We start from the raw sequence: 23,350 nt of genomic DNA on the forward strand, positions 1-23,350 counted from the left end.
ATGTTAGTCAGTTCGTGACAGTTTTAACTTAAGCACAAAAACACGTTTGCCTCGTTGACCGGGTGCGCTTATAGGGTGGAGCATTATTCTTTTTGAAGGTTTGAAAAGAAAATGGAAAAAGTAATTTTGGGTAAGTCTCCCGTTCTGAAGCTCCCTTTAAGGCCAAAGAATCCGTCAGGCTTGGAGATGGCGATATATAGATTTCAGGTTAAAGCGTACAAGCATTACCATAAGATAAAGGATTTAGATAAAACCTCGCCTAAAGAAGTTAAAGAAGCAGAGGAAACAATTGCTCATTTGAATCGAGAGCGTGCCAAGATTAACGCGCATGCACAATTGCAAGAGCAGTTGCTTGCAGATTTGGAAGCCTATCGAGACGACAACAAAGATAGCTCTCATACCGAATTGGCCAAGGAAAAACATCATCCTACAACACGCTTGGTAAGTAATTTGTATGCCATTGCAGAGCCACAGCCGTCACCAAATCATGCAGCGCATCATATCATTATGGGGAATGGGCGTGTTAGGGCCATGACCAACGCTCGGTTGCAAATGTTCATGTACGGGATAGGCATTAATGATTCAATTAATGGAATTTGGCTCCCTCGTTCTACCGCCTACAAAGGGCATTACACTACGCCAAAAGCGCCGACGCACTCGCGCATACATGGCGATAACTATCAGAGGTGGGTTGGCAGGTTGGCGGTCATTCGCAACAATGAAAGTGCATTTAGGGCGAGACTTGTGACTATCAAATCTCAATTAAAGGATGGTTCTCATCCTCCCCAAATTCTTATGAAGAAAGATCCATCTTGGAAGCCAGCTTAATGAGTATATATCAGGTAAGAAACCTCAATCGTTACTTTAAAGTTCTTGAGCATGATCCGTTTCAAAGGGCCATAGATGCGGGCGATGATGCCCTGTTGGATAGGCTTTTCAATGAGCCAGTAAGAGCAAAGGGGCTATCTGATGTTTGGGTAGAAGAGAGTGTTGAATTTACCGCTCACTATAAGACATCGGTAAAAATCCCGGACATATCCGTTTGGGGTGTTTGCTTGGTGCTAACGCCGCGAGCGGTTGAAGTGTTAAAGCCATACATTGAATCAGATGGTGAGTTTTTACCTATCGTGATTGATGGCGAGAAGTTTCAGGTTTTCAATGTCATGAGTTTTGGCGAAGAAGACAAGGAACACACGAAACACGAATACATTGATGAGCATCCGGTTGGCTTGGAGTCGCTTAAGTTTGTTGAGTCTAGCGTTGTAGATAAGTACGTTTTTAAGTCATTGATGGAAGGGTGTGAGTTGTTGTATTGCGATGACAAGCTAAAGAACTTGTGTAATGAACATGGCTTACGTGGTGTTGAATTCGATTTAGATCTATTGGATATATTCGACTACTAGTCAACGGTTTTAGTGTGACTCATCATTTAGTGCTTCACATCGCTTGGTCACATCAGTGACAGCAACAATAAAACAAAATGGCGACATAGTACATGTCGCCATTTTATCGCCATTTTGGTTTGTAATGGCCGCTAACTAACTGATAGTCAGTGATATTTTTATCTTGTTTATCTTACTTAGTGTAAGACTGAGCGATGTTATCGATACGCTCGTTAGCACGCTCAGCTTCTTCTTGAGCAGCCATTGCTGCTGCGCCTGATTTTTGAACGTCAGATTGAAGAGCTTGTACGTCTTGGCTTAGTTGGCTAACTTGGTTGCTTAGTTCGTCTAATTTTGCTGCATTTGCTGTAGCTGCGTCATCAGAAGAAGCACAACCGGCTAGTAGAAGTACTGAAGTTGCTGCAGCTGCGATCAACGTTTTGTTCATATAAGAACTCCTTGCTTATAGTGAAAGTCTCGCCACTAACTATTATTTTATACAGTAGCGAGGTTAAATGTGGTTACATTTTATCAGTACATGATGTAGCAAAAGTCAAAAAAACCCAAGAATTTCATGGAGTACCTGACGTCAACTTTTACCTGAACTTAACAAAGTTTAACTACCTATCCTTTATTTCGTTCTCACAACAGTTTTCATAGCAGGTGTATTTGCCACGTTCCTGATATCAATAATTTAGACGATATTGACACAAATGAAAGTTTATTGGCCCAAATAACTGCTATTTACGTCGTTTTGTTGAAGAATAGAAGACATATCTGAAAGGCCTTTCATTAAACTTCACGTTCAGATGCACATCAAAAAGGCTAGGGTTTACTCTGAACTGAGCCACAAATGATGTTTTACCGTCACCACAGGGAATTAGTTTGTGTGATCTCTATCTATACTCCTATGATTTGCGGTATTATACCGAGCTTTATTTTTTTGCTGCGTTAGAGCGGAAACGACACTACAGAGCGCTCAGACGCTGACTGATTTATTGGAGAATACTTTGCAATTTAAAGATCTAGGCCTAGACAACCGATTGTTGAAGAACCTAAAACACTACGATTTTAAAAAAGCGACTGACATTCAGCAGCAGGCGATTCCTGTTGCGATTGCAGGCAAGGATCTATTGGCATCTTCGAAAACGGGTTCGGGCAAGACTTTGGCGTTTGTATTGCCAATGCTTCATAAGTCTTTAAAGACAAAATCGTTTTCTGCGAAAGACCCTCGCGCGGTTATCCTTGCTCCTACTCGTGAGTTAGCGAAACAAGTATATGGTGAGCTTCGTTCTATGCTAGCTGGCCTATCTTATGAAGCAGCACTGATTTTGGGTGGTGAGAACTTTAACGATCAGGTAAAAGCTCTGCGTCGTTACCCGAAATTTATCGTGGCGACACCAGGACGTTTGGCTGATCACTTAGATCATCGTTCGCTTTATCTGGATGGTTTGGAAACGCTGATTCTTGACGAAGCAGACCGTATGTTGGATTTGGGCTTTGCACCAGAGCTTCGTCGCATTCATAAAGCAGCCAAGCATCGTCGTCGTCAAACGTTGATGTTCTCTGCGACATTAGATCATGCAGACGTCAATGAAATCGCGGCTGAAATGCTCAATACGCCAAAGCGTATTGCTATCGGCGTTTCTAACGAAGAACATAAAGATATTACGCAAAAATTTTACTTGTGTGATCACCTGGATCATAAAGAGGCAATTTTAGATCGTGTTCTTTCTGAGGCTGAATACCGTCAAGTTATTATCTTTACGGCAACGCGTGATGATACTGAGCGACTAACAGAAAAGCTGAACGAAAAGAAACTGAAGGCTGTAGCACTAAGTGGTAACTTGAACCAGACTCAACGTAACACCATTATGAGTCAGTTTGAGCGCGCAGTGTTTAAGATCCTTGTAACGACTGATGTTGCTTCCCGCGGTTTGGATATTGCAACTGTGACACACGTCATCAACTTCGATATGCCAAAGCATACCGAAGAATACGTACACCGAGTTGGTCGTACTGGTCGTGCTGGAAATAAAGGGGATGCAATCTCTCTTGTTGGTCCAAAAGACTGGGATAGCTTTAAACGTGTAGAAGCATACCTACAACAAGATCTTGAGTTTTCATTGTTCGAAGATTTGAAAGGTAAGTTTAAAGGCCTTAAGCCACTTAAACCAGATTTCCGCAATAAGAAAGCGACCGCAAAGAAAGCTCGCCCTCAAGCGAAAAAATCGGCGAAAAAACCAGCTAAGCGTGACAAGAGCTTCTACAAAAACGTATCTGTGGGTGATGATGTCTTCATCCCTAAGAAAAAACCAGCGGCACCGAGCTCTGAAGAGTAAAAGCTGCTGTAGTTTCCCATTGATTTTAGTTCTTAAAAATCCGAGTGTTCGCACTCGGATTTTTTATGTCTGTCGCTAGGTGAAATAGCGTCTTTCCATACTCACTCGTTAGTCAGCTTTTATATCTGTCTGGTTGTATATAAACAGCATAGAACGCTAATTTAGGAAGTTATTAAGTTTTATAACCTCGGTCAAAGCAAACGTTTTTCCTCACACACTAGATAAAAATCTAACATGATTATGAAAATGATAATTGATCTCATTTTTATTTAAGGGCAGAATACGCGCCATTGTATTAATCCTATAAATGAATTCGCTCTCTATATGAAATTTACTCATGTTTTTTTAGGGCTCATAATTACCTCTAGTTCTGGCTTTGCTGCTGATGATTTCAACTGGCTTCGAGATGATGCTCGTAAAGATGAGCGAGTTCTTACCTACCTAACAGAACAAAACCACAAAACTGAACAGCACCAAAAAAGTTATCAGACGTTGACAAAAAACCTACTAACGCAGTGGGATACCATTGTGGCAGACAAAGGTGATAAGCCATGGTCGATCGTGAGTGGAAGAGAGTGGACGCTAATGCGTCGCGATGGTCGTTACTTACTATTATCCCGTGCGAGTCAACATGCACCAGAAAACGTGGTGTTCGATTTCGATGAACGACAATCTGCGCATCAGTACTACCAACTTGGTCAATGGCAAGTGAATGGTGACACGCTACTTTTCACGGAAGATATCGACGGCAGCGAACAATATCGTGCTGTGGTTGTTGATTTACTCTCCGGTCAATCTACGGAACTGGCGACGCACGTCGATAGTGGCGTATTGTTGTCACCTAACGGGAAAGTGGCATTCCTCGTTGCAAAAGAAAAGCGCACCCAGCGACCTCATCAGATCTTACGTATCTCCACTGAATCTTTAGCAAAAACAGTCCTATGGAATGAACCCAAGTCAGATTGGTTACTTTCTTTCTATCGTGCGGCAGATAGCCGTTATGCTGTGCTGCAAAGCAACAACGAGTCAACAACAGAGCAGAAGCTTGTCGACCTAGAAACGGGCACTGTCTCAGATTCATTGCGAAAGCCTGAAGTGGGTGTGGAATATTACGCGGATGTGGCGAAAGGTTACATTTATCTTAAAAGCAACCTGGAAGGAAAGTTCGCCCTTTACCAAGCCGAACTCGCACCGCTTGGCGCAACATGGCAACGCTTTACCAATCCTCGTGAGCCGCTTGAACAGTTCTACCTTTATGATGCAGGAGTTGTGGCACTTAGTAAGCCAAACAACTTGTCGACATTGACGGTGTATTCTTACCAAGGGCAGGAAAAAGTGATACTGCCATTGGAACACGATGGTAATGTCGCTTGGCTAAGCACATTGGGCGATTTTGAATCAAACAAAATTCGTATCCGAAGCATGTCGATGACTACGCCTCCTCAGTGGGAAGAGTTCGATGTAAAAACGCTGAATAAATCCTTGTACTCTCAAGATGCTTACCAAGACTTTGATAGTCAGCGTTATGTATCCCAACGTATTTTTATTAAGCACGACGGCGTTTCTGTCCCGGTCTCTTTGGCGTATCGCAAAGACAAATTGCACCCACAATCTCCTGTGATGATTTACGGTTACGGCGCGTATGGTTTTACGATGAAACCGTACTTTATGCCTCAGGTTATCAGTTTACTCGACCAAGGTGTGATTTACGTTATCGCCCATGTCCGTGGCGGTGGGTACTTTGGCGATGAATGGCACGAGCAAGGCCGTGGTGTGCGAAAAGCCAATTCTATTGGTGATTTTGTCGCGGCCGCGAAGGCGCTGCAAACATTCGAACGTGGCAATAGAGAGGTTTTCGCCATCGGTTCTAGTGCTGGTGGCACGTTGGTGGCCGGAGCGGTTAATCAAGATCCTAAATTGTTTTCAGGTGTCGTACTTAAAGTGCCTTTTGTTGATGTGGTTGCAAGTATGTCGGATACCTCACTTCCGCTTACCACACAGCAGTATGGCGAATGGGGTAACCCAACCAAACCTGAACAATTGGCGTTAATGAAGGCGTACGATCCGATTCTCAATATCCATAAAAACGCTTACCCACCCATGTTGGTTCAAGTCGGTTTAATCGATCAGCGCGTGCCATATTGGGAAGGTGCAAAGTATCTCGCTAAAGTTTCAGCGTTAAGTGAGCGCAACGGGCCGTACTTGTTGCAAACTGATTTTAATTCGGGCCACCAAATGGACCCACGACAAGCGCAAGAACAACAAGCAAAAGAATACGCATTTCTACTATCACTCATTAAAACATCTAAAGCGGAGCAGTAAATGAAGCTTACCCCAGTGTCAGCGGCAGTACTTTCGGTACTTGCTGCCAGTCAAGTGCACGCCGAATCTAAGGTTTTCTCAATGGAAGAGGTGGTGGTAACCGCCAATAAAATCGATCAGCCATTGTCAAAAGTGGCAGGTAGTGTCGCGGTTATCACAAACGAGCAAATCGAAGAAAGAGGCGAGACCGAGCTATATGACGTGCTGCGTAACGAACCTGGTGTAAGCGTGACGGGCGGTGCAGGACGTCCGCAAAACATTACCATCCGTGGTATGACGGGTAACCGCATTATGATCGTTCGTGATGGCATTCGTTCTGCGGATGGCTTCGGTGCGAATGACATTAATGATGCCGTTGGGCGAGATACTTTTGATTTATCCAATTTTGAATCGCTGCAAATCATTAAAGGGGCAAGTTCTTCGGTGCATGGCTCTGGCGCGATCGGCGGTGTGGTGATTTTAGAATCCAGCCAGCCGGGTGATTTCTTAAAAGACAAAGACTTCTACACCGATGTTTCCGGTACTTACACCGATATCAGCAACAAGTACAAAGGCACGAGTAATCTAGCTTTCCGTTCCGGTGATACAGAGAGTTTGTTTAACGTTTCATACTGGCAAGGACAAGAGACACGTAACTTTGATGAAGATTTGTATAACCGCGACCTCGATGGTTACAGCGGTGCTTATACGATCAACCACTTTTTCAATGAAGAGGTGATGTTGAAAGCCAAAGCGGAACTCTACACCCAGAACCAAGAGCGTTTGGAGGGTTCACCGTCCATTCAACCTGATGGAATTTGGCATATTGAAGACTTTGCTGAGGATGAAACCACAGAAGAGTACAGCGCTTATATTGGTGCAGAGGTGACTCCGATTAATCCAACTTGGTTCGAAGAGTTGGATACCAAAGTTTACTGGCGTCACACCGAAGTGGTGGAAGACACCAACCGTTTAATGCGCCAAGTGGATCACAATGGTTTGATCACCAAGCGTCGCGAGCTGGAACACAAAACCTTCATTGACGAAACAATTGGCTTCCGTGGCGATTTCACTAATACGATTTATGCAGCAAATGCTGAGCACCAATTGGCTTACGGTGTCGAGCTTTCTACTGACTATTACGAACGCACAGATAGCGACTCCAAGATTGATTGGAACGGAGTAACACCTTCGACCAAACAACCTTTCGCTCCTGCTCGTGCTTATAACATTGGTTTGTACGTTCGAGACATGGTGGAACTGGATAAATGGACCATCACAGGTGGCCTACGCTTTGATGCGCACCGTCTCACGCCAGACGGTGCGGGTGAAGTGGGCGGCTTCCCATTAAAAGACATGGATAGCTCAGAGGTATCTCCAAGTCTTTCGGTTTCTCGTGAAGTATTTGCCAACAACATTGCTTATGTATCTTATAACCATGGTTACCGTGCTCCGGAATACGATAAAGCGTATGGCTTCGTAAGCCACGACTTTGTGCCGCTCACGCCGTTTGTCATTGCACCAAACATGGATCTAGAAGCTGAAACTTCCGACTCATTTGAAATCGGTAACAAGTTCGATAACGGTCGTGCGTATGTCTATGCGTCTTTGTTCTACAACAAGTTTGAAAACTTCATCGACGTTGTGACCACGGGCTTTGACTCAAGCAATGGTAATTACATTAAACAATACCAAAACCTCGATGGTGTCGAGACGTATGGTGCAGAGCTTTCTGCGGGTTACGCGATCACCAAACAATGGGACATCAGCACTAAGTTTGGCTACGTAGATGGCAAAGACGCGGAAGGTGAATACGTTCGAAGCATTACGCCATTCGAAGGTAACGCTCAACTGAAATACGCCAACCAAGACTTCAATGCTTACGTGGCTTGGAACTGGGCCGCGGCAATGGATCGCGTTCCTAAATGCCAGACCACGCTTGGTCTAGCGACAGATTGCGCGCAGACAAGTGCGTGGAATACGTTTGATATTGGCGCAACTTACCACGTTTCCAAAGACCTTCGTGTTAGCGCAAACATCATCAACCTGTTCGACAAAGAATACATCCGATACCAAGACGTAGCGGGTATCGCTGAGGAAAGTAAGCGTTACTCAACTGAGCCAGGGCGCTACTTCACGCTGACTGCAAAATACGAATTCTAGGACGAAATCATGAAGCTAAAACCATTGGCGTTTTCGCTGCTTATTGCTTGTACCCCTGCGGCACAGGCTGCAGAGTGGGATTATCCCGTAACGGACTCTGTGGTAACGAATGAAGCGCAAGCGAAAACTTATCTAGACAGCCACTACTCAGAAGCGGGCGAGTTTAAGTTCCGTTACAAAACCCAATCTCAGCTTGGTGAGCATTACAATTTTGATGTTTGGGTAAACGGTGAATATCAAGCACAGCGCACCCTAGTAGTAACAACCGATAAAAATCATCACGTTGTGCGAGCGTTTAAGAGCCTTGAAGATACGATCATTCGCAACGGTAAACCAACGGTTGCAATGGAATTGGAATCGCCTCGCCAACTGCAAGCACAAGAGCCACCTGCTTTGAGCTCTGGAAGTCTGGTTAATGTTGAGGTTTCTTTATTCAACCCAGATCTTCGCACCATGCAACAGCAAGCGGCACCAGAATCGACGTGGTCAGCACTGTCTGATTACCCTCAGCCGATCGAGTACGTCACCAAGTCGATTGAGGTTTTAAAGTCGGGAGGTAAGTTCTATCTCTCTAACCCAAGATTAAAGCAAGTGGATGCGACGGGTTTATTTGCAGCCCCAGCACCTGGTGAAGCGCCTGTACTCGATACGTTGGACTTTCTCAGCGCAGAAGGAGTTCAAGCGTTTGACAGTGTTGATGAGATGCAAAGCACCGAGTTTGGTGACAATGCGTTCCCACAGTTGATGGCTTTTTATCATCTTGATAGCTCGATCCAATATCTGACAAGCCTGACTTACGACTTGTTTGACGAACCGCTTCGTTTTGACGCTCGCGGTTTATCAAAAGATAACTCTACTTACTATTACGGTCCGAAAGCACTCATGCTAGGTGTCGGTGGTGTTTCTCCGGATGCAGTCGATGCTGATGTAGTGATACACGAGCTTGGGCATGGCATTCATTACCAAATCGTACCGGATTGGGCGTACGGTCACACTGGTGCTATCGCAGAGGGTTTTGCTGATTACTGGGCGGGCAGCGCGAGCTACCGCACTCAATATTTGGATGCTTCGCGTCGTGGTCAAGAGTTCGAGTTAGATACGGTGTTCAACTGGGACGGTGTGTTCGGAACACGCAAAACAACTCGTAGCTTATGGAACCAAAGAGCTCGTTACTTCGAGGGTTCAGAGTATCCAGCGCACGTTAGTGTGGGCGGTGAACTAGGCGACGAGTTATGGTCAACGCCACTGTTCCAAGCACTTAAAGCATCGGTTGAACGATACGGTGATGATACCGATAACGTGTTCCGCGAGTTTGACGCCATTGTACTTGAAGGCATGTACGGCATTGGTCGTGGCGTGAAAATGCATGATCTGGCGGAATCGACCGTGTTTGCCGCAAAAACTTTGTTCCCAAATAAAGACTACGCCCAATTCCTGACGGACAGCTTCAACAGACACAACTTACTTAAAGCGCCTCTTCGTGTTCGCTATGACGCTCGATACATCGCACAAGGTCAAGACGTTGGTTTGAGCCTGAGCCAAACTGGCCGCGAAGCGAGCATCAAAGGACAATGGCAGCTAAACAACGCATCCGTTTTCGACTTTGATGAAACGCTTTCTGACTCGACCTCAATGAAGGTGGCGTTACCAAGCGGTCTAACATGTGGCACGCAATTCGATTCCTCTATTTCATTGGATTATCAATTTGCTGAAGGCCTAAAGACTCACCAGTGGAGTGAAAAGGTGATGCTGGTTAATGGTACGCCAGAGCTCGATATCCAGCCTCAATCAGTGAATTCCGCTTTACCGGAGCAGGGCGACAGACTGTTCTCTCAGACGCTATCGGACAAGTCACGCACGATTGATGATTCGTTTGCGGTTTACCTGAACATCGAACATGACTCACTGCAAGATCTGCAAGTGACGCTTGTGTCTCCACAAGGCAAATCGGTCGTGCTACTTAGCCATCAATCAAGCAATACCAAAGGATTTAAAGGTTACTTCACCGCTCAGTATGACGAGGAGTTACAAGCACTTGTCGGTCAACCGAGTTGGGGTACTTGGCGTCTCGAAGTGTCTGACCGCGTGTCAGGGAACTCTGGGGTGTTGAAAGAGTGGGGTGTGAGTCACTTTGCTCAGTATCAGTGTAGTGCTGATACCACTAAAGAAAGCAGTGGCGGTGGTTCAGGTGGCAGTGGTTCGCCTTGGACCTTGTTAGGACTTTTCCTGCTTTCAATGGTGAGAGTGATTCGCTCTCGTTAATTAAAATCAAAAGAAGATAAAATCTATGAAGTTTCAATATTCTTTCGTTGCTATGTCACTAGCCCTTGCTGGCTGTGGCGGAGGTTCTGGTGGTGACACGTCGGCACCGACCTATGATGTAGCTGGCACCATCGTTTCTGCAGGTACACTTCTTGATACGCCAGTATGTATCGATTTAAACCAAAACTACGTTTGTGATTCCACTGAACCGAGTGCTAAAACGGATAATGCCGGTAAATTTAGCCTGACTTCAAGCGACAAAAACGTACTAACCAGCACCATTCTTGCTCAAGTTGATCAAGGTTCAAACCAAACGTTGCGTCTTGCGGCTCCGGGTCAAAATTTAGCAACGGGTAACACGGTCAATGGTGTAACAACGTTGCTCGCGGGTCTTGTAATTGACGGTAAAACCGTTGCTCAAGCTGAAGAGATTGTGAAAGCGCAACTCGCCGATGCCGGCGTTTCTCTTTCTGGTACGGTGATGTCTAACGCAGAAGCTAGCGAGCTAGACAAGCTAGAGCAAAACACGGTTGTGCTATTAGCTGCGATGCAACCAAAGCAAATGATCAAAGGCGTAGCGCTGCTTGCTCAAAGTCTTAGCTTCCAAGGTAAATCGTTGGCCTCTGATCTTCTGTCTGAAGCGGAAGTAAGTGCATTTGCTGAAGAAATTGTAGCGGTTGCTGAACAAACGGTTGGTAGTAACGATACGGGCGCCGTTCTTTATTTTGCTGAAGGAGCAGCAGACGTTGCTGAGGTTCAAGCGTCTTACCCTGGTCAAGATGCGGAATACGGCTTCGACAAAGAGGACAAGCAAACGTCGACAGGCGCTGGCTTTAAGTTCGTTAAGCTAGATTCACAAGGTGCAGCTTTAGCAGCAGATGCGACTAAGTGGGCTTGTACTATGGACGAACGTACTGGTCTTGTTTGGGAAAATAAGAGTGCGGATGCGAGCTCGGTTCAATTTAAAGATCGCCTATTTGCGTTTGAGTCTGAAACATTTAAGCCATTTAGCAAAGATGTAGAGCTTGCAGGTTGTAAAGACGCTGGTGATGAAGTTTGTACCACTAGCCAATATGTTGAGTACATAAACAAACAATCGTTATGTGGAATCAATGGTTGGCGCTTGCCTACTTACCGTGAAACATATGACTTATTAGATTTTGGTGAACAAACGCGGTTCGCTCCGAACGAGGAATATGCGCCACACAACGTGTATGGTTTCAATGTTAAATACTTCCCACAGCAAACGATAGGCAGTCCTTATTTAGAGTATGGTGCGTTTTGGCATAGCGACTTTACGTTTGTGAATACATCATCACAGCTCGTTGATGCTGAGGTTTATTTTCCTGCAATTATCTCTCGGGGCGTAGATAGAGGCACTATTTCACTCGTCGATATTCGCTCAAGCAACACAAGTGCAGACGCCGATGACTCATACCAATTCCCAATCCGTCTAGTAGCAGTAAAGGGCCAATAAGATGAAGAAATTAATAACTGTACTATCTCTTGCTTTGGCTTCTCAAACTGCAATGGCTGCACAAGAGTGTTCTACTGACTTTGCTAAAACGGCACCTAACACGCGTTATACATATTCTGATAACGGTACCGTAACTGACTTAAAAACAGGTCTTACATGGATGCGCTGTCCAGTTGGTATGACATGGAATGTAGGAAATCAAGAATGCCAGGGGACGCGATCTACAATGTCATGGCAACTCGCTCTCTCCACAGCCAAACAAATTCGTAATAAGGACGGCAACCATCCTCTTCACAATTTTGCTGACAAAAAAAATTGGCGACTAGCAAATATCAAAGAGCTGGTATCTCTAACTGAGCGAGCTTGCCACAGCCCAGCCATAAATAGTACAGGGTTTGCTAGCGGCTATAGTCTGACAGATGGAGATGATGTGCTAGGGCGTTATGTCTGGAGCAACACACCTAATGGCGACGGTAAGCATGTTGCAACTTTTGATACGACTAATGGTGAGGTTTTCAATAGAGATCCGTTAAACTCAAGTTTCAAAAGTTCTCTCTTGTTAGTGACAGATGAATAATAATTATTACGTTAATAAGGGTTGATAGCTTTGCCTTTATAAGAAGCTCCACCAGTGCGGAGCTTTTTCTTTTCTGACCTTTGGAGCTTATCGTGTTGTTCAGAGATTTAAACTTGGAACTGCTTAAGCTGATGTTTTTGGTTTTCTGCTAAACCAGACAACTCTTGCGCTGCCGCGGCGGATTGAGTGATACCAGTTACGTTCTGGCTCACTAGTTCATAGATGTTCGTTAAGTTGTTGTTGATATCAGCCGTGACCTGTTTCTGCTCTTCTGATGCGGTTGCAACTTGAGTATTGATTGAGTTCAGATCGGCGATAGCATTACTGATATTAGCAAGTGATTGGCTAACTTCTTGTGTAAGAGCTTGGTTGTCTGACAACATGGCTAAGCTGGAATGCATACTTTCATTTGCGTGACCAGATTGTTGCTGTAGCTCTTCTATAATGGTTTGGATCTCTTTGGTGGACTCCTGAGTTCGTGCTGCCAGCATACGTACTTCATCGGCGACTACCGCAAAGCCTCTGCCACTTTCGCCCGCCCGTGCAGCTTCAATCGCTGCATTCAGTGCAAGTAGATTCGTTTGCTCAGAAATACCTTCAATCACTTCGATCACGCGACCAATGTGTTCTGATTGATCTTTTAGTGAAGTCACGACGGCAGCGGCTTCGTTAAGTTGTTCCGCCATCTTTTCACTTGCGCGAGTGCTTTCCCCAAACATGCTTATACTTTGTGAGGTTAACGTACGTGCTTGATTTGATGCACTATCGGCTTCTTGTGCATTGGTCGATACTTCAGCTGCGGTCGACTCTAGCTGATTGATCGCCGAGGCTACTTGCTCAACTTCTTGCTTTTCTTGATCCGAGTTGACGCTGCTTTGAGTCATAACAGTTGCTAACTCGGTTGATGCTGATGCCACATCTTCACTAATGCGAACCAATGCGCTTACAGTTTCACGCAGTTTTTCTATGGTCTGGTTTACATCTCGAGCCAGCTGAGACACTTCGTTTTTCCCGATGGCTTCGGTCTTAACTAGTAGGTTTCCCTTCGCGACTTCCTGCATCGTTACTTGAAGGTTACGAATCGGCGCAACGATGTAGCTGGCGAGTACCCAACTAATAAGTGAAGCGGCACTCAAGATCACCGCAAGCGAGACGGCGCTGTAAGTTAGCGTGGTTGAATGTTGTTCGCCATTCGTTTCGACTTCATCGGTGACGATTTGATTCAATTGTTTAGATAGTTTGTCGATGGCGTTGATCATCGCTTCGCCAGCTAATCGATACTCAGCCATTGCAGATTCGTACTTTTGATTGAAATCAGAGGTGGTGTAATCAGAAGAGTGTTTAGTGGTGAGCAGAGGTGTCATGGTAACGCGAGTGAAATCAACATAGTGATTCATGGCCTTACGCATAGCATTGACTTCATTTTGAACGCCAGGGAGATTGTCGATGGAGTTAAGAAAATCGCGGTTTTTGTTTTGTCGCTCAGAAAGCTCTTGGTTGAGAGACTGAACATCTTCGGCTCTAAATAGACTATAAATGGCTTTGATGCGCATGGCGTAAGTATTGTCTACGATGCCGCTAAGTTCCTCTTTGTGAATGATTAGCTTATGGGTGGAAGCCGAAACCTTATTGAATGCTTGATCGAGTTTACCGATTCCGACACTCAGTCCAATGATGAGTAATATAACTGTGAATAGAACAGGCAGAAAAACCTGAAGTTTAATAGAAAGCGTACTAAGAAATTGACGCATGAGATTGACCCTCTATCGGTTTAATTATTATCTTTTTTATAAATAAGCATTTCGATTTTAATTGTTATATTTGCCAAATCAATGAGTTACTCATATCTAATTGTTATGAAATGTACCAAAATCGATGGGGTTATCATCTTGAACATGAGGCAACGTTATAAAAACGTTACGTTCAAATTGAGAGAGGGATAAGTCGCGGAATTAATAGTTAGAAATGACAACGTGTCATAGAGGGTTCAACTAAGTGAAACACAACTGTCATATTCAAATTCTAAAGTGAGCACCGTTCAAGTGAAACACAACGGCAATAAAGCCACTTAAGGAAATTGTGATGAAAAAGACAGTAATCGGTGCAATCGCACTTCTAGGCGCAATGGCAGTGACTCCTGTTTCTGCTAAAGAAACTATCTCTGCAGTGGGTTCTAGCAGCGTAACTCCACTGATGGAAGTTTTCTCTGAAACGTACATGAAGAAGAACCCTAACGTATTTATCGAAGTTCAAGGTCCTGGTTCTTCAGCTGGTGTAAAAGCAGCGAAAAATGGTTCAGCAGACCTTGGTATGTCTTCTCGTAATCTAAAAGACTCTGAAAAAGAATCAACACTAATCGAAGAAGTGGTTGCTCGTGATGGTATCGCAGTGGTTGTTAACCCACAAAACAAACTGCCAGGTCTAACAGCCGAGCAAGTGACTGCAATCTACAAAGGCGAAGTATCAAACTGGAAAGAAGTCGGTGGTGCAGACAAGCCAATCGTAGCCATTACTCGTGACACAGCTTCTGGTACTCGTGGCGCATTTGAAGACATCATGTCTCTAAAAATGAAGATTTCTGGTAAGAAAGTATCAGCTATCTCTCAACGTGCTCAAGTTGCAAACGGTAACGGCGCACTGAAAACAATGGTTGCATCTAACCCATACGCAATCGGCTACATTTCTCTTGGTACTGTAGACAACACTGTTAATGCGCTAGCAATTGACGGCGTTGATGCAACGGTAGCTAACGTTAAAAACGGTTCTTACAAAGTAGCGCGTCCATTCCTTGTTCTTTACAAAGAAGGCAAGCCATCAACAGAAACGCAAAAATTCCTAGACTGGATGCTAACTGACGAAGCGCAAGCGCTAGTTGACCAAAAAGGTTACATATCAGTTAACTAATCCCATCGGGACTCTAAAGTTTGCTCAGCCCAACGTTTCGGGCTGAGCCTTTTCTATCCATTGTGTTCAACGGCATTGCCCAGAACCGTGAGATTTTTAAATGACCATCGCAACAAATAGTGAAAAGCTTATGAATACTGACGCTAGAGCTATCAGCAAGTCAGGCCTACGCGAGAAGCGTCGTGTAGACTGGAAAGAGCGCATCTTCCACGGCTTGTTCCTAACGAGTGCCGTAATCGGCATTGTTTCATTAGCCGTTATTGCATACTTCATCGTTCGAGAGAGTATTCCGGCATTCCAAGAAGCAGGCGTATCGGGCATTGTCTTAGGACAAAACTGGTTACCACCTGCGCTTTACGGTGTCGCCACCATGATTGTGGCATCTATCGTATCGACGGCTGGTGCTGTCATTGTTGGGGTTCCAATTGGTGTTCTGACCGCCATTTTTATCGCTGAAATCGCACCAAAGCGATTAGCAGACATTATCCGTCCAGCGGTTGAGCTGCTAGCCGGTATTCCTTCAGTGGTCTACGGTTTCTTCGGTCTGGTTATTATCGTTCCATTGATTCAGAAGGTATTTGATGTACCTGCAGGTAACACTATCTTGGCCGGTATTATTGTTCTTGGTGTGATGATTCTACCAACAGTAATTACGGTATCTGAAACGTCTATCCGCGCTGTCCCTCGTACTTATAAAGAAGGTTCTTTGGCACTGGGCGCATCGAAAATCTACACCATCTTTAAATTGCTCGTTCCAGCGGCTCGCTCAGGCATCATGACAGGTGTGATACTGGGTATCGGTCGTGCATTAGGTGAGACCATGGCGATCATTATGGTTATGGGTAACGCACCGGCAATGCCAGAAGGCATCTTGGATTCGGCTCGTACACTAACTGCAAACATCGCTATTGAAATGTCTTACGCAAGTGGTGTTCACGCGAACGCACTTTACGCTACAGGTGTAGTACTTCTGGTCTTCATCATGTCGTTGAACGCTGTACTACTGTACCTAAACCGAGAAAAAGCGAAGTAATCGCTCGTTAAAGGTGACTATTATGGATCGCGCAAAACTAAAAAAAGCACGCCAGTTCAAAGATAATGTCTTTAACGCATTTGTCTGGATCTCGGCAGCACTAACGGTAGGTTTCTTGTTCTGGATTATCTGGTACATCCTATCAAACGGTCTACAACACGTAGATTGGAACTTCATTACTGATAACTATACGCGCACAGGTGAAGAGCACGGTATCTTCCCAATGATTGTGGCGACCATTTACATGGTTATCGCTTCTATCGCAGTGGCAGCGCCACTCGGTATCATGACGGCAATCTACTTGACCGAATACGCGAAAGTGGGCAGTCGTTTGGTGAAAATCATCCGATTCTGTACCGAGTCATTGGCGGGTATCCCGTCGATCATTTTCGGCCTGTTTGGTATGACTTTCTTCGTGGCGATTCTTGGCCTTGGCTTCTCGATTCTGTCGGGTGCATTGACGCTAAGTATCCTAATCCTGCCAGTGATCATCCGTACAACGGAAGAAGCGCTGATGGCAGTACCACAAACGTACCGTGAAGGCTCTTATGGCCTCGGTGCTTCTAAGATTTACACTATCTGGCGTTTGATTCTTCCGAGCGCAATGCCAGGTATCTTAACCTCGGTCATTCTGAGTATTGGTCGTGTCATTGGTGAGTCTGCTCCAGTATTCCTGACAGCAGGTATGGTTGCACGTATTCCGGATTCTTTATTAGATTCAGGTCGTACGCTAACCGTCCACCTATACAAACTGACTACCGAACTGTTTACCGTTGAAGAATGGAATCAGGCTTACGGTACGGCAACAGTGCTTATCGTGGTTGTTCTCTTGATCAACATGGTAACGAAACTGATTGCACGACGTTTTAACACCGCAACTTACTAACAACACTAATTAAGAACGCACGTTAAAAGACACGAATTCAAGAATTAAGAGATTAAGACAATGAACAAATTTGATATTGAAAACCTAGACCTATTCTACGGTGACAACCAAGCACTGAAATCGATCAACTTACCAATTCCAGTTCGCCAAGTGACGGCGCTTATCGGCCCGTCAGGTTGCGGAAAATCAACGCTTCTACGCTGTTTGAACCGAATGAATGATCTAATCGAAGGCGTGAAAATTACAGGTAAATTGGCGATGGACGGCGAAGATATTTACGGCAACATTGATGTTGCTGACCTTCGCATCAAAGTCGGCATGGTATTCCAAAAGCCAAACCCATTCCCGATGAGCATTTACGAGAACGTGGCTTACGGATTACGTGCTCAAGGTATCAAAGACAAAAAGACAATTGATGAAGTGGTAGAGCGTTCGCTGCGCGGTGCTGCACTTTGGGATGAGGTGAAAGATCGCCTTAAATCACACGCATTCGGTCTTTCTGGTGGTCAGCAGCAACGTTTATGTATTGCACGTACAATCGCGATGGAGCCGGATGTGATTCTGATGGATGAGCCAACGTCGGCACTTGACCCAATTGCGACACACAAAATCGAAGAACTGATGGAAGAGCTAAAGAAGAACTACACCATCGTTATCGTGACTCACTCAATGCAACAGGCGCGTCGTATCTCTGACCGCACTGCGTTTTTTCTAATGGGTGAACTGGTTGAGCACAACGATACGCAAGTGATCTTTAGCAACCCTCAAGACGACCGTACTCAAGGCTACGTAAATGGTGATTTCGGTTAATCCACCGTATTTACAAGCATAACTAAATAACTATAAGCGATGGTAACTTTGCCCCTCTTAATGAGGGGCCTTTTTCTTTTTAAGTCGTAGGCTTATAACGCCTACCAACACAAAAAATCTTGTAAATAAGCACAACTTTCCTCCCCAGTTTATAAAGCATGTAACTTATGTGAAACATGGCTTTAAAAGTGCTGAAGAGCTCTCGAATGTAACACTAAGTCTGATAATTTTGCGAATGACTTAACAGCTCAAATTTGAACGTATTGATTGCATATCATGGCCTAAGTAGCTTTTTATCGAGGATAAAAAAGTAGATTAGGTTGGTAGGGTGAGTTTAAGAAGTTTTACAAGAAAAGTGTCTTCAACAAGGGACCATCGGTTGCTAGCGGAGGCAATCTTTGATCATTTAGAGAGTCTGTTTTCCCCTCAAGCCCTCGCTATTTTTGAAGATCCTTCAATTAACCCTCGTCATTCGATGAGCTTCTCTCGCGGAGAGCTTTACCCAACCCAAAACTATCCTGAGACATTCTGGGAGTGGGCAAGTCAGTTTGATACCTCTGAAAGCATCATACCTCTGGCGATCAACACTTGTAACTGGAACCACACCCGAGATTTAGGGGGTGACAGTTACATCATGATGCTCGACAACACGCCTATCAAACGTACCTACCTACTGATTCAATCTGTACATGCTCGCACGGCACATAATATCTATGAAGAAAGTTACGACGCAATGCAACTCGCAGCGGCGCGTTGGCAATGTATTCGTGCTGAAAAAAATGCCTCGAAAGAGATCAGGCACAGAGATATTCGTGAAGCGCAATATGTTGATGAGATTAGCCAACGCGAGCGCTTTATCGAAAATATGAAGTTAGTTCAGCAAGTTGCACTCGAAATCTCTAATCCTGATTCTTTAAAGGACTTGTACTACAAAGCCGTCGAAGCGCTACGTGAACGATTGGGGTTTGATCGCTCTACACTGATGCTTCTCGATATGAAAAAGCGCAGCTTCAGTGGTACATACGGCACGGATGAGTCAGGAATTACGATTGATGAATTTCACACACAATACGATTTACATCAACTTAGCGAGGAGTATATCACCGCGTTATCTAGCCTTGAGAGCAACTTAGTGATTGTAGAAGACGCGCCAATATACACAGCAGGCAAGGTCATCGGGCAGGGCTGGAATGCGATGTTGATTTTACGCGATGGCAATGAACCGTTTGGGTGGTTCGCGCTAGATAACTTTATTCATCGTAAGCCGATAACGGCATATCAAAAACAGATGTTGGACTCGTTTGGTTCACTTTTCTCTCAAATTTACATTCGTAAGCGCCAAGAACAAAACGTACGCATGTTGCATTCAAGCATGGTTGAGTTATCACGTTGCACTACTGTCAGTGGAGTATGCAAATCGGCCGTCACTTTCGCCATTAAAAATCTTGGTATTGATCGAATGGCGGTGTTTTTAACTGATGAAAATTGCTCTTACATGCAAGGAACGTGGGGTACCGATATTCAAGGTAACGTGGTGGATGAATCTTACTTCTTTGGCGAAACCCAAGATTTCTCTCTTATAAATCTGGCTCGCTCAATGCCAAACGAAGTCGCATTTGAAGAATCAGTGCCTATTTATCATGACTGTAATATTGTTGGCTTTGGTTGGGCTGCGATGACGGTATTGACTTCAAATAGCAGTGGTCCTATCGCCTTTATCGCTGTTGATAATTTGCTGACACGTGCGCCCTTAACTTCTCAGTTACGTGAAGTGATTCGTATGTTCGCGTCCAGCTTAGCTGAAGTATTGCAACGTACTCAAGCTCAAGAGGCGATTCGCGAACTAAACGAAAACTTAGAGCTGGAGGTTCAGAACCGAACAAAAGAGTTGGAGGAAGCCAATCGACAGCTTGAGGTACTTTCTAAGCTCGATCCTTTGACGCGTCTTGGTAATCGCCGCATGTTAGAACATGTGATGCAAAAATATTGCGCCCTAGAGTGTGAAGACGACATGTCGTTTGGCCTGATCCTGATTGATATTGACCATTTTGGCTTATTCAATAATCACTATGGTCATCTCGAAGGCGATATTGCATTGATGCGAATTGGCTATATCTTGGATCATCATACCAAAGGTGAAGATGAAGTTTTTTGCCGTATCGGTGGTGAGGAGTTTGCGTTGCTCATGATTGGTTCTGAGCAAGAGGAGGTTCGATTGAGAGCAGAGTGCATTCGTCAGTGCATCGAGGGCGAGGGGATAAAGCATCGACATAACCCAGACGGGGAGTTACTTACCGTTTCAGTCGGTTATTCTTGTTATAAAGCGAAAGGCAAAGACTTTAATTTCGACCACTTATATCAGTTGTCGGATAAGGCACTCTATCAAGCGAAGAATCATGGGCGAAATTGTGTAAGGCGATACTAGCAAAATGCTCAATCAAATACTGTTGTGACGTGAACAACAATTTGCCTACTATTATTACTTTTATTTATAAATTTATTGCTGGCATCTATATAATCAACTACTTTTATATTGCAGTGTGCAGCTTGATCAGTATGGATGTGATTATGAAAAAAGGTAGTGTGGTACTAGCAATGCTGGCGTTGAGTTTCACCGGAGTATCTCAAGGAAAACAATACAATAATGTAAGTGAATTTGAACCTTTTGGATACTTGGGAGTAGGTTATCAATACGCTGACGCCGATATAAATCTTGGATCTTTGGGATCGTACTCGTTGAATAACTCTCTGCTAGGTGCGATGTTTGGCTATAGGTTTCATCAAAACTTTGGTGTTGAAGTCCGAGGCTATGGAAGCATATCTGATGATGAGTTATATGGTACTTCAGTAGAGGTGGAACGTAATTTTGCTTTGTTGGCAAAAGGTTTGGTTCCTTTGGGTGAAAATGTAGACCTGTATGGGTTATTAGGATACGGGAAAATAACAGCGTCAGTGGATGGAATCTCTGACAGTGATGAAGATTTGCAATATGGGGTTGGATTTGCATTTAATAAAGGAACACCATTAGAGTTACAAATTGAATGGATGAAGCTTTATGACGACAAAGGACTAGATTTAAGCGGCTTTAATTTAAATATTGTTTATCGTCTATAAATGTATTTGGATTCTTTGAAGATAACAATGGCAGCTTTTAAAACGCTGCCATTGTTATTTATAACTTTTCGAGTTGGTGGTCGGTTTTCGTTACGTTTGCTTTGCCAAGGTTTTGAATTTTCGCTAGCAGCGAATCAGGGCTCCAAGGTTGTTGGTTAGCACTAAAACGCGCTTGATTCATGGCATTAAGCTCTTGCTTAATTACTTGTACGTCACCAGGGTTTAACCTGTCTTGATGAGTGGTTAAATACTCATTTACAGAGCGTTCAATTTTCGCAGCATCGCCCTCTTCGATGACTTTTTTTAGCGCGTCGATGCAAAGTGGTTGTTCAGTATTTGAAACCGTTCCACTCGCTGTTATTGGGCGCTTTTTCCATGCCCAAATTGCGATTCCTAATGTCATTATCCAAAGCCCTGAGAAAACAAAGGTTAACGTTCGCCAGAGACTGTTTACACCGCCGCTTGATTCAGGACTAGGGGCTGGCACTAAAGGCGCTGAAAGAGGCGATTCCGGCAACGTGATTAGCCCAGTGTCATTTTTCTCTACGTCTAATGTTAGCTCTGGTAACGTTGTTTTCTTCGCTTCATCATTTTGACTGTCCCACCAGTTTAAGTCGTATCCTGGTAAGGTATATTTCCCGGCCTCTGTAGGAATAATGACTTGCTTCACCGTCATGGTAACGGTGCCATCTCTCGCGCTATCGAACTTAGGTTGTTCGGGATACACGCGCAGTGAACTCGGGTAACTAATATTGACTCGTGGCAGATATTCGGCTTGTGTACCGCGAGCCTTAACTTGAATGGTTCGAGTGAGTGAAGAACCTTGCTTTACTGTGTTGATCGCGTTAGTCGACAGTAGATTACCTTGATCGTCTTGCCAGCTCTGTGTCATTTCTAACGCTGAAGCAGGAAGCCATTCACCTTTAAATTCGCTCGGAATCGGTTTGACCGTGATTGGCATGCGTTTCGCTTTGGTGTTGATAGGCATTATTTTGGTTGAGCCCGTCAAGCTGTCGCCATAAATATAAGAACCGGTCAGTTTAGGACCTATCAAGGTATAAGTGCCTGGTTGATTGGCCGTTAAGCGAAACGACTGCTCTATGACCGCTACTTCTAACCCATTTGAGATCTTCTGTCTTTGTTGTAAGCCACCCAGTGCCTCAAGCTTCATGCCTTCAATCTGCGGAGGTACTATTTGCGGGTTATCTAGGCGTCGAGTGTCCGCTTTAATTAGAAGTTGTATACGTAATGTTGCAGATTGCTGAGGGTAGAGCGTACTGTTGTCGACCGTAATATTGAAGCTAAATAGATCATCAAGATTGGGGTCTGTTTGGCTCGCGTTGACACGTAGTTTGATCGGCTCCGTTTTCATGCCATCAGCGGAAAAACTTGGAATAGTCAGAACACCTTCTTTCATTGGTGCAATTGAGATACTCCACTCGGTACGCACTGATTTTCTTCCGTTAATGTTATTGCTAGAGCGGCCATAACGAGGTTGACCTAAGAAGAAGTCTTTCTCTAGAACATTGAAGTCGATTGAGTCTGAGCTGAGCTCAGTATCTGAAATGATTCTGAGGTTAATCACTTCATTCTTGGCTACTTGTGTTTTATTCACACTAGCTTGAAGTGTCTGTGCCATCACCGAGAAACTGGATATTAGGCTGGCCACAAAAATAAAGACCAGTTTTACGCCTTTGTTCATCACAGGCTTACCACTCCTTTTGAGATTGTTGTGGAGGTTGTTTTTGTTGCGCTTGAAGTTGCATTTGCGCACGGATCAAAAAGCTTGGGTCGCGAGCACTTTCTACTGCTTCTAGTCGACGGAACTCAGGATCATCCTGATGCATTTTTTCGGGATGCGCTTTAGCCTGTATTGGTTCACCTTGATCCTTCACTTGCTTGTCATCTCGTTGCGGTTGATGTTGTTCCGTTTTTTGTTTTTCTTTTTTATTTTCAGAATCTTGCTGATTTTGTGACTGTTGTCCTTGCGCTTCTTTCCCTTCGTTTTGAGACTTTTGTTGCTGTTGCTGTTGCTGTTGCTGTTGCTGTTGCTGTTGCTGTTGCTGTTGCTGTTGCTGTTGCTGTTGCTGTTGCTGTTG

The 23,350-nt window shown here is 44.5% G+C and carries 17 protein-coding genes and 1 pseudogene; 14 read left to right on the forward strand and 4 right to left on the reverse strand.

Translation table 11 applies throughout. From position 1 onward, the window contains the following. The first annotated feature begins 111 nt into the window (after positions 1–111). Both R7P64_RS02180 and R7P64_RS02185 read left to right on the forward strand, forming a co-directional pair. A complete protein-coding gene (locus R7P64_RS02180) occupies positions 112–828 on the forward strand; it encodes an AHH domain-containing protein (protein ID WP_225461298.1) in 717 nt (238 codons plus the stop codon). Further along, positions 828–1,403: a hypothetical protein gene (locus R7P64_RS02185; protein WP_213961724.1), complete on the forward strand. Its 576-nt coding sequence runs from the start codon at positions 828–830 to the stop codon at positions 1,401–1,403. The genes R7P64_RS02180 and R7P64_RS02185 overlap by 1 nt, the downstream gene beginning before the upstream one ends. A 172-nt stretch (positions 1,404–1,575) precedes the next feature. Here R7P64_RS02185 and R7P64_RS02190 read toward each other — a convergent pair whose 3' ends face one another. Then, positions 1,576–1,830 (reverse strand): Lpp/OprI family alanine-zipper lipoprotein, encoded by a 255-nt coding sequence (locus R7P64_RS02190; protein ID WP_005375145.1) that lies wholly within the window; start codon positions 1,828–1,830, stop codon positions 1,576–1,578. Between the two features lie 550 nt (positions 1,831–2,380). On the opposite strand from R7P64_RS02190, the gene R7P64_RS02195 reads away from it, so the two are divergent. From R7P64_RS02195 to R7P64_RS02220, 6 genes are all read left to right on the forward strand, one after another. Then, a complete protein-coding gene (locus R7P64_RS02195; RefSeq protein WP_213986951.1) occupies positions 2,381–3,724 on the forward strand; it encodes a DEAD/DEAH box helicase in 1,344 nt (447 codons plus the stop codon). A gap of 324 nt (positions 3,725–4,048) precedes the next feature. After that, positions 4,049–6,046: a prolyl oligopeptidase family serine peptidase gene (locus R7P64_RS02200; protein ID WP_213986952.1), complete on the forward strand. Its 1,998-nt coding sequence runs from the start codon at positions 4,049–4,051 to the stop codon at positions 6,044–6,046. Further along, positions 6,047–8,188 carry a TonB-dependent hemoglobin/transferrin/lactoferrin family receptor gene (locus R7P64_RS02205; RefSeq protein ID WP_064376394.1) on the forward strand — a complete coding sequence of 714 codons (2,142 nt, stop codon included), beginning with the start codon at positions 6,047–6,049 and terminating at the stop codon, positions 8,186–8,188. It begins immediately after the preceding gene. Between the two features lie 9 nt (positions 8,189–8,197). Then, positions 8,198–10,450, forward strand: coding sequence for a proprotein convertase P-domain-containing protein (locus R7P64_RS02210; protein WP_213986953.1), 2,253 nt, complete (start codon positions 8,198–8,200; stop codon positions 10,448–10,450). A gap of 25 nt (positions 10,451–10,475) precedes the next feature. Next, complete coding sequence (locus R7P64_RS02215) at positions 10,476–11,927, forward strand: DUF1566 domain-containing protein (RefSeq protein WP_213986954.1); 1,452 nt, start codon at positions 10,476–10,478, stop codon at positions 11,925–11,927. Position 11,928: 1 nt separating this feature from the next. Then, positions 11,929–12,504 (forward strand): DUF1566 domain-containing protein, encoded by a 576-nt coding sequence (locus tag R7P64_RS02220; protein ID WP_053307911.1) that lies wholly within the window; start codon positions 11,929–11,931, stop codon positions 12,502–12,504. A 107-nt stretch (positions 12,505–12,611) separates the two neighbouring features. On the opposite strand, the gene R7P64_RS02225 is transcribed toward R7P64_RS02220, so the two are convergent. Further along, on the reverse strand, positions 12,612–14,255 hold the full coding sequence (locus tag R7P64_RS02225; protein ID WP_213968267.1) for a methyl-accepting chemotaxis protein: 1,644 nt from the start codon (positions 14,253–14,255) through the stop codon (positions 12,612–12,614). A 331-nt stretch (positions 14,256–14,586) separates the two neighbouring features. On the opposite strand from R7P64_RS02225, the gene R7P64_RS02230 reads away from it, so the two are divergent. The 6 genes from R7P64_RS02230 (at position 14,587) to R7P64_RS02255 (ending at position 21,251) form a co-directional block, all read left to right on the forward strand. Next, positions 14,587–15,408, forward strand: coding sequence for a phosphate ABC transporter substrate-binding protein (locus R7P64_RS02230; protein WP_005375153.1), 822 nt, complete (start codon positions 14,587–14,589; stop codon positions 15,406–15,408). Positions 15,409–15,508: 100 nt separating this feature from the next. Next, positions 15,509–16,441, forward strand: a complete 933-nt coding sequence (pstC, locus tag R7P64_RS02235; RefSeq protein WP_005375154.1) for a phosphate ABC transporter permease subunit PstC — start codon at positions 15,509–15,511, stop codon at positions 16,439–16,441. Positions 16,442–16,463: 22 nt separating this feature from the next. Next, the gene (gene pstA, locus R7P64_RS02240) at positions 16,464–17,327 is read left to right on the forward strand and encodes a phosphate ABC transporter permease PstA (RefSeq protein WP_005383923.1); all 864 of its coding nucleotides are present in this window, start codon (positions 16,464–16,466) and stop codon (positions 17,325–17,327) included. A 60-nt stretch (positions 17,328–17,387) separates the two neighbouring features. Beyond that, a complete protein-coding gene (gene pstB / locus R7P64_RS02245) occupies positions 17,388–18,137 on the forward strand; it encodes a phosphate ABC transporter ATP-binding protein PstB (RefSeq protein WP_005375156.1) in 750 nt (249 codons plus the stop codon). A gap of 328 nt (positions 18,138–18,465) precedes the next feature. Further along, positions 18,466–20,562 carry a GGDEF domain-containing protein gene (locus R7P64_RS02250; protein WP_005383921.1) on the forward strand — a complete coding sequence of 699 codons (2,097 nt, stop codon included), beginning with the start codon at positions 18,466–18,468 and terminating at the stop codon, positions 20,560–20,562. Between the two features lie 143 nt (positions 20,563–20,705). Next, positions 20,706–21,251, forward strand: coding sequence for an outer membrane beta-barrel protein (locus R7P64_RS02255; RefSeq protein WP_246542882.1), 546 nt, complete (start codon positions 20,706–20,708; stop codon positions 21,249–21,251). A 58-nt stretch (positions 21,252–21,309) separates the two neighbouring features. Here R7P64_RS02255 and R7P64_RS02260 read toward each other — a convergent pair whose 3' ends face one another. Then, positions 21,310–22,956, reverse strand: a complete 1,647-nt coding sequence (locus R7P64_RS02260) for a BatD family protein (protein WP_213968268.1) — start codon at positions 22,954–22,956, stop codon at positions 21,310–21,312. A gap of 4 nt (positions 22,957–22,960) precedes the next feature. Continuing rightward, a pseudogene (locus R7P64_RS02265) lies at positions 22,961–23,350 on the reverse strand (hypothetical protein); the annotation flags it as partial.

This window comes from Vibrio sp. 2304 (assembly GCF_033339475.1).
Taxonomy (GTDB): Bacteria; Pseudomonadota; Gammaproteobacteria; order Enterobacterales; family Vibrionaceae; genus Vibrio; species Vibrio alginolyticus.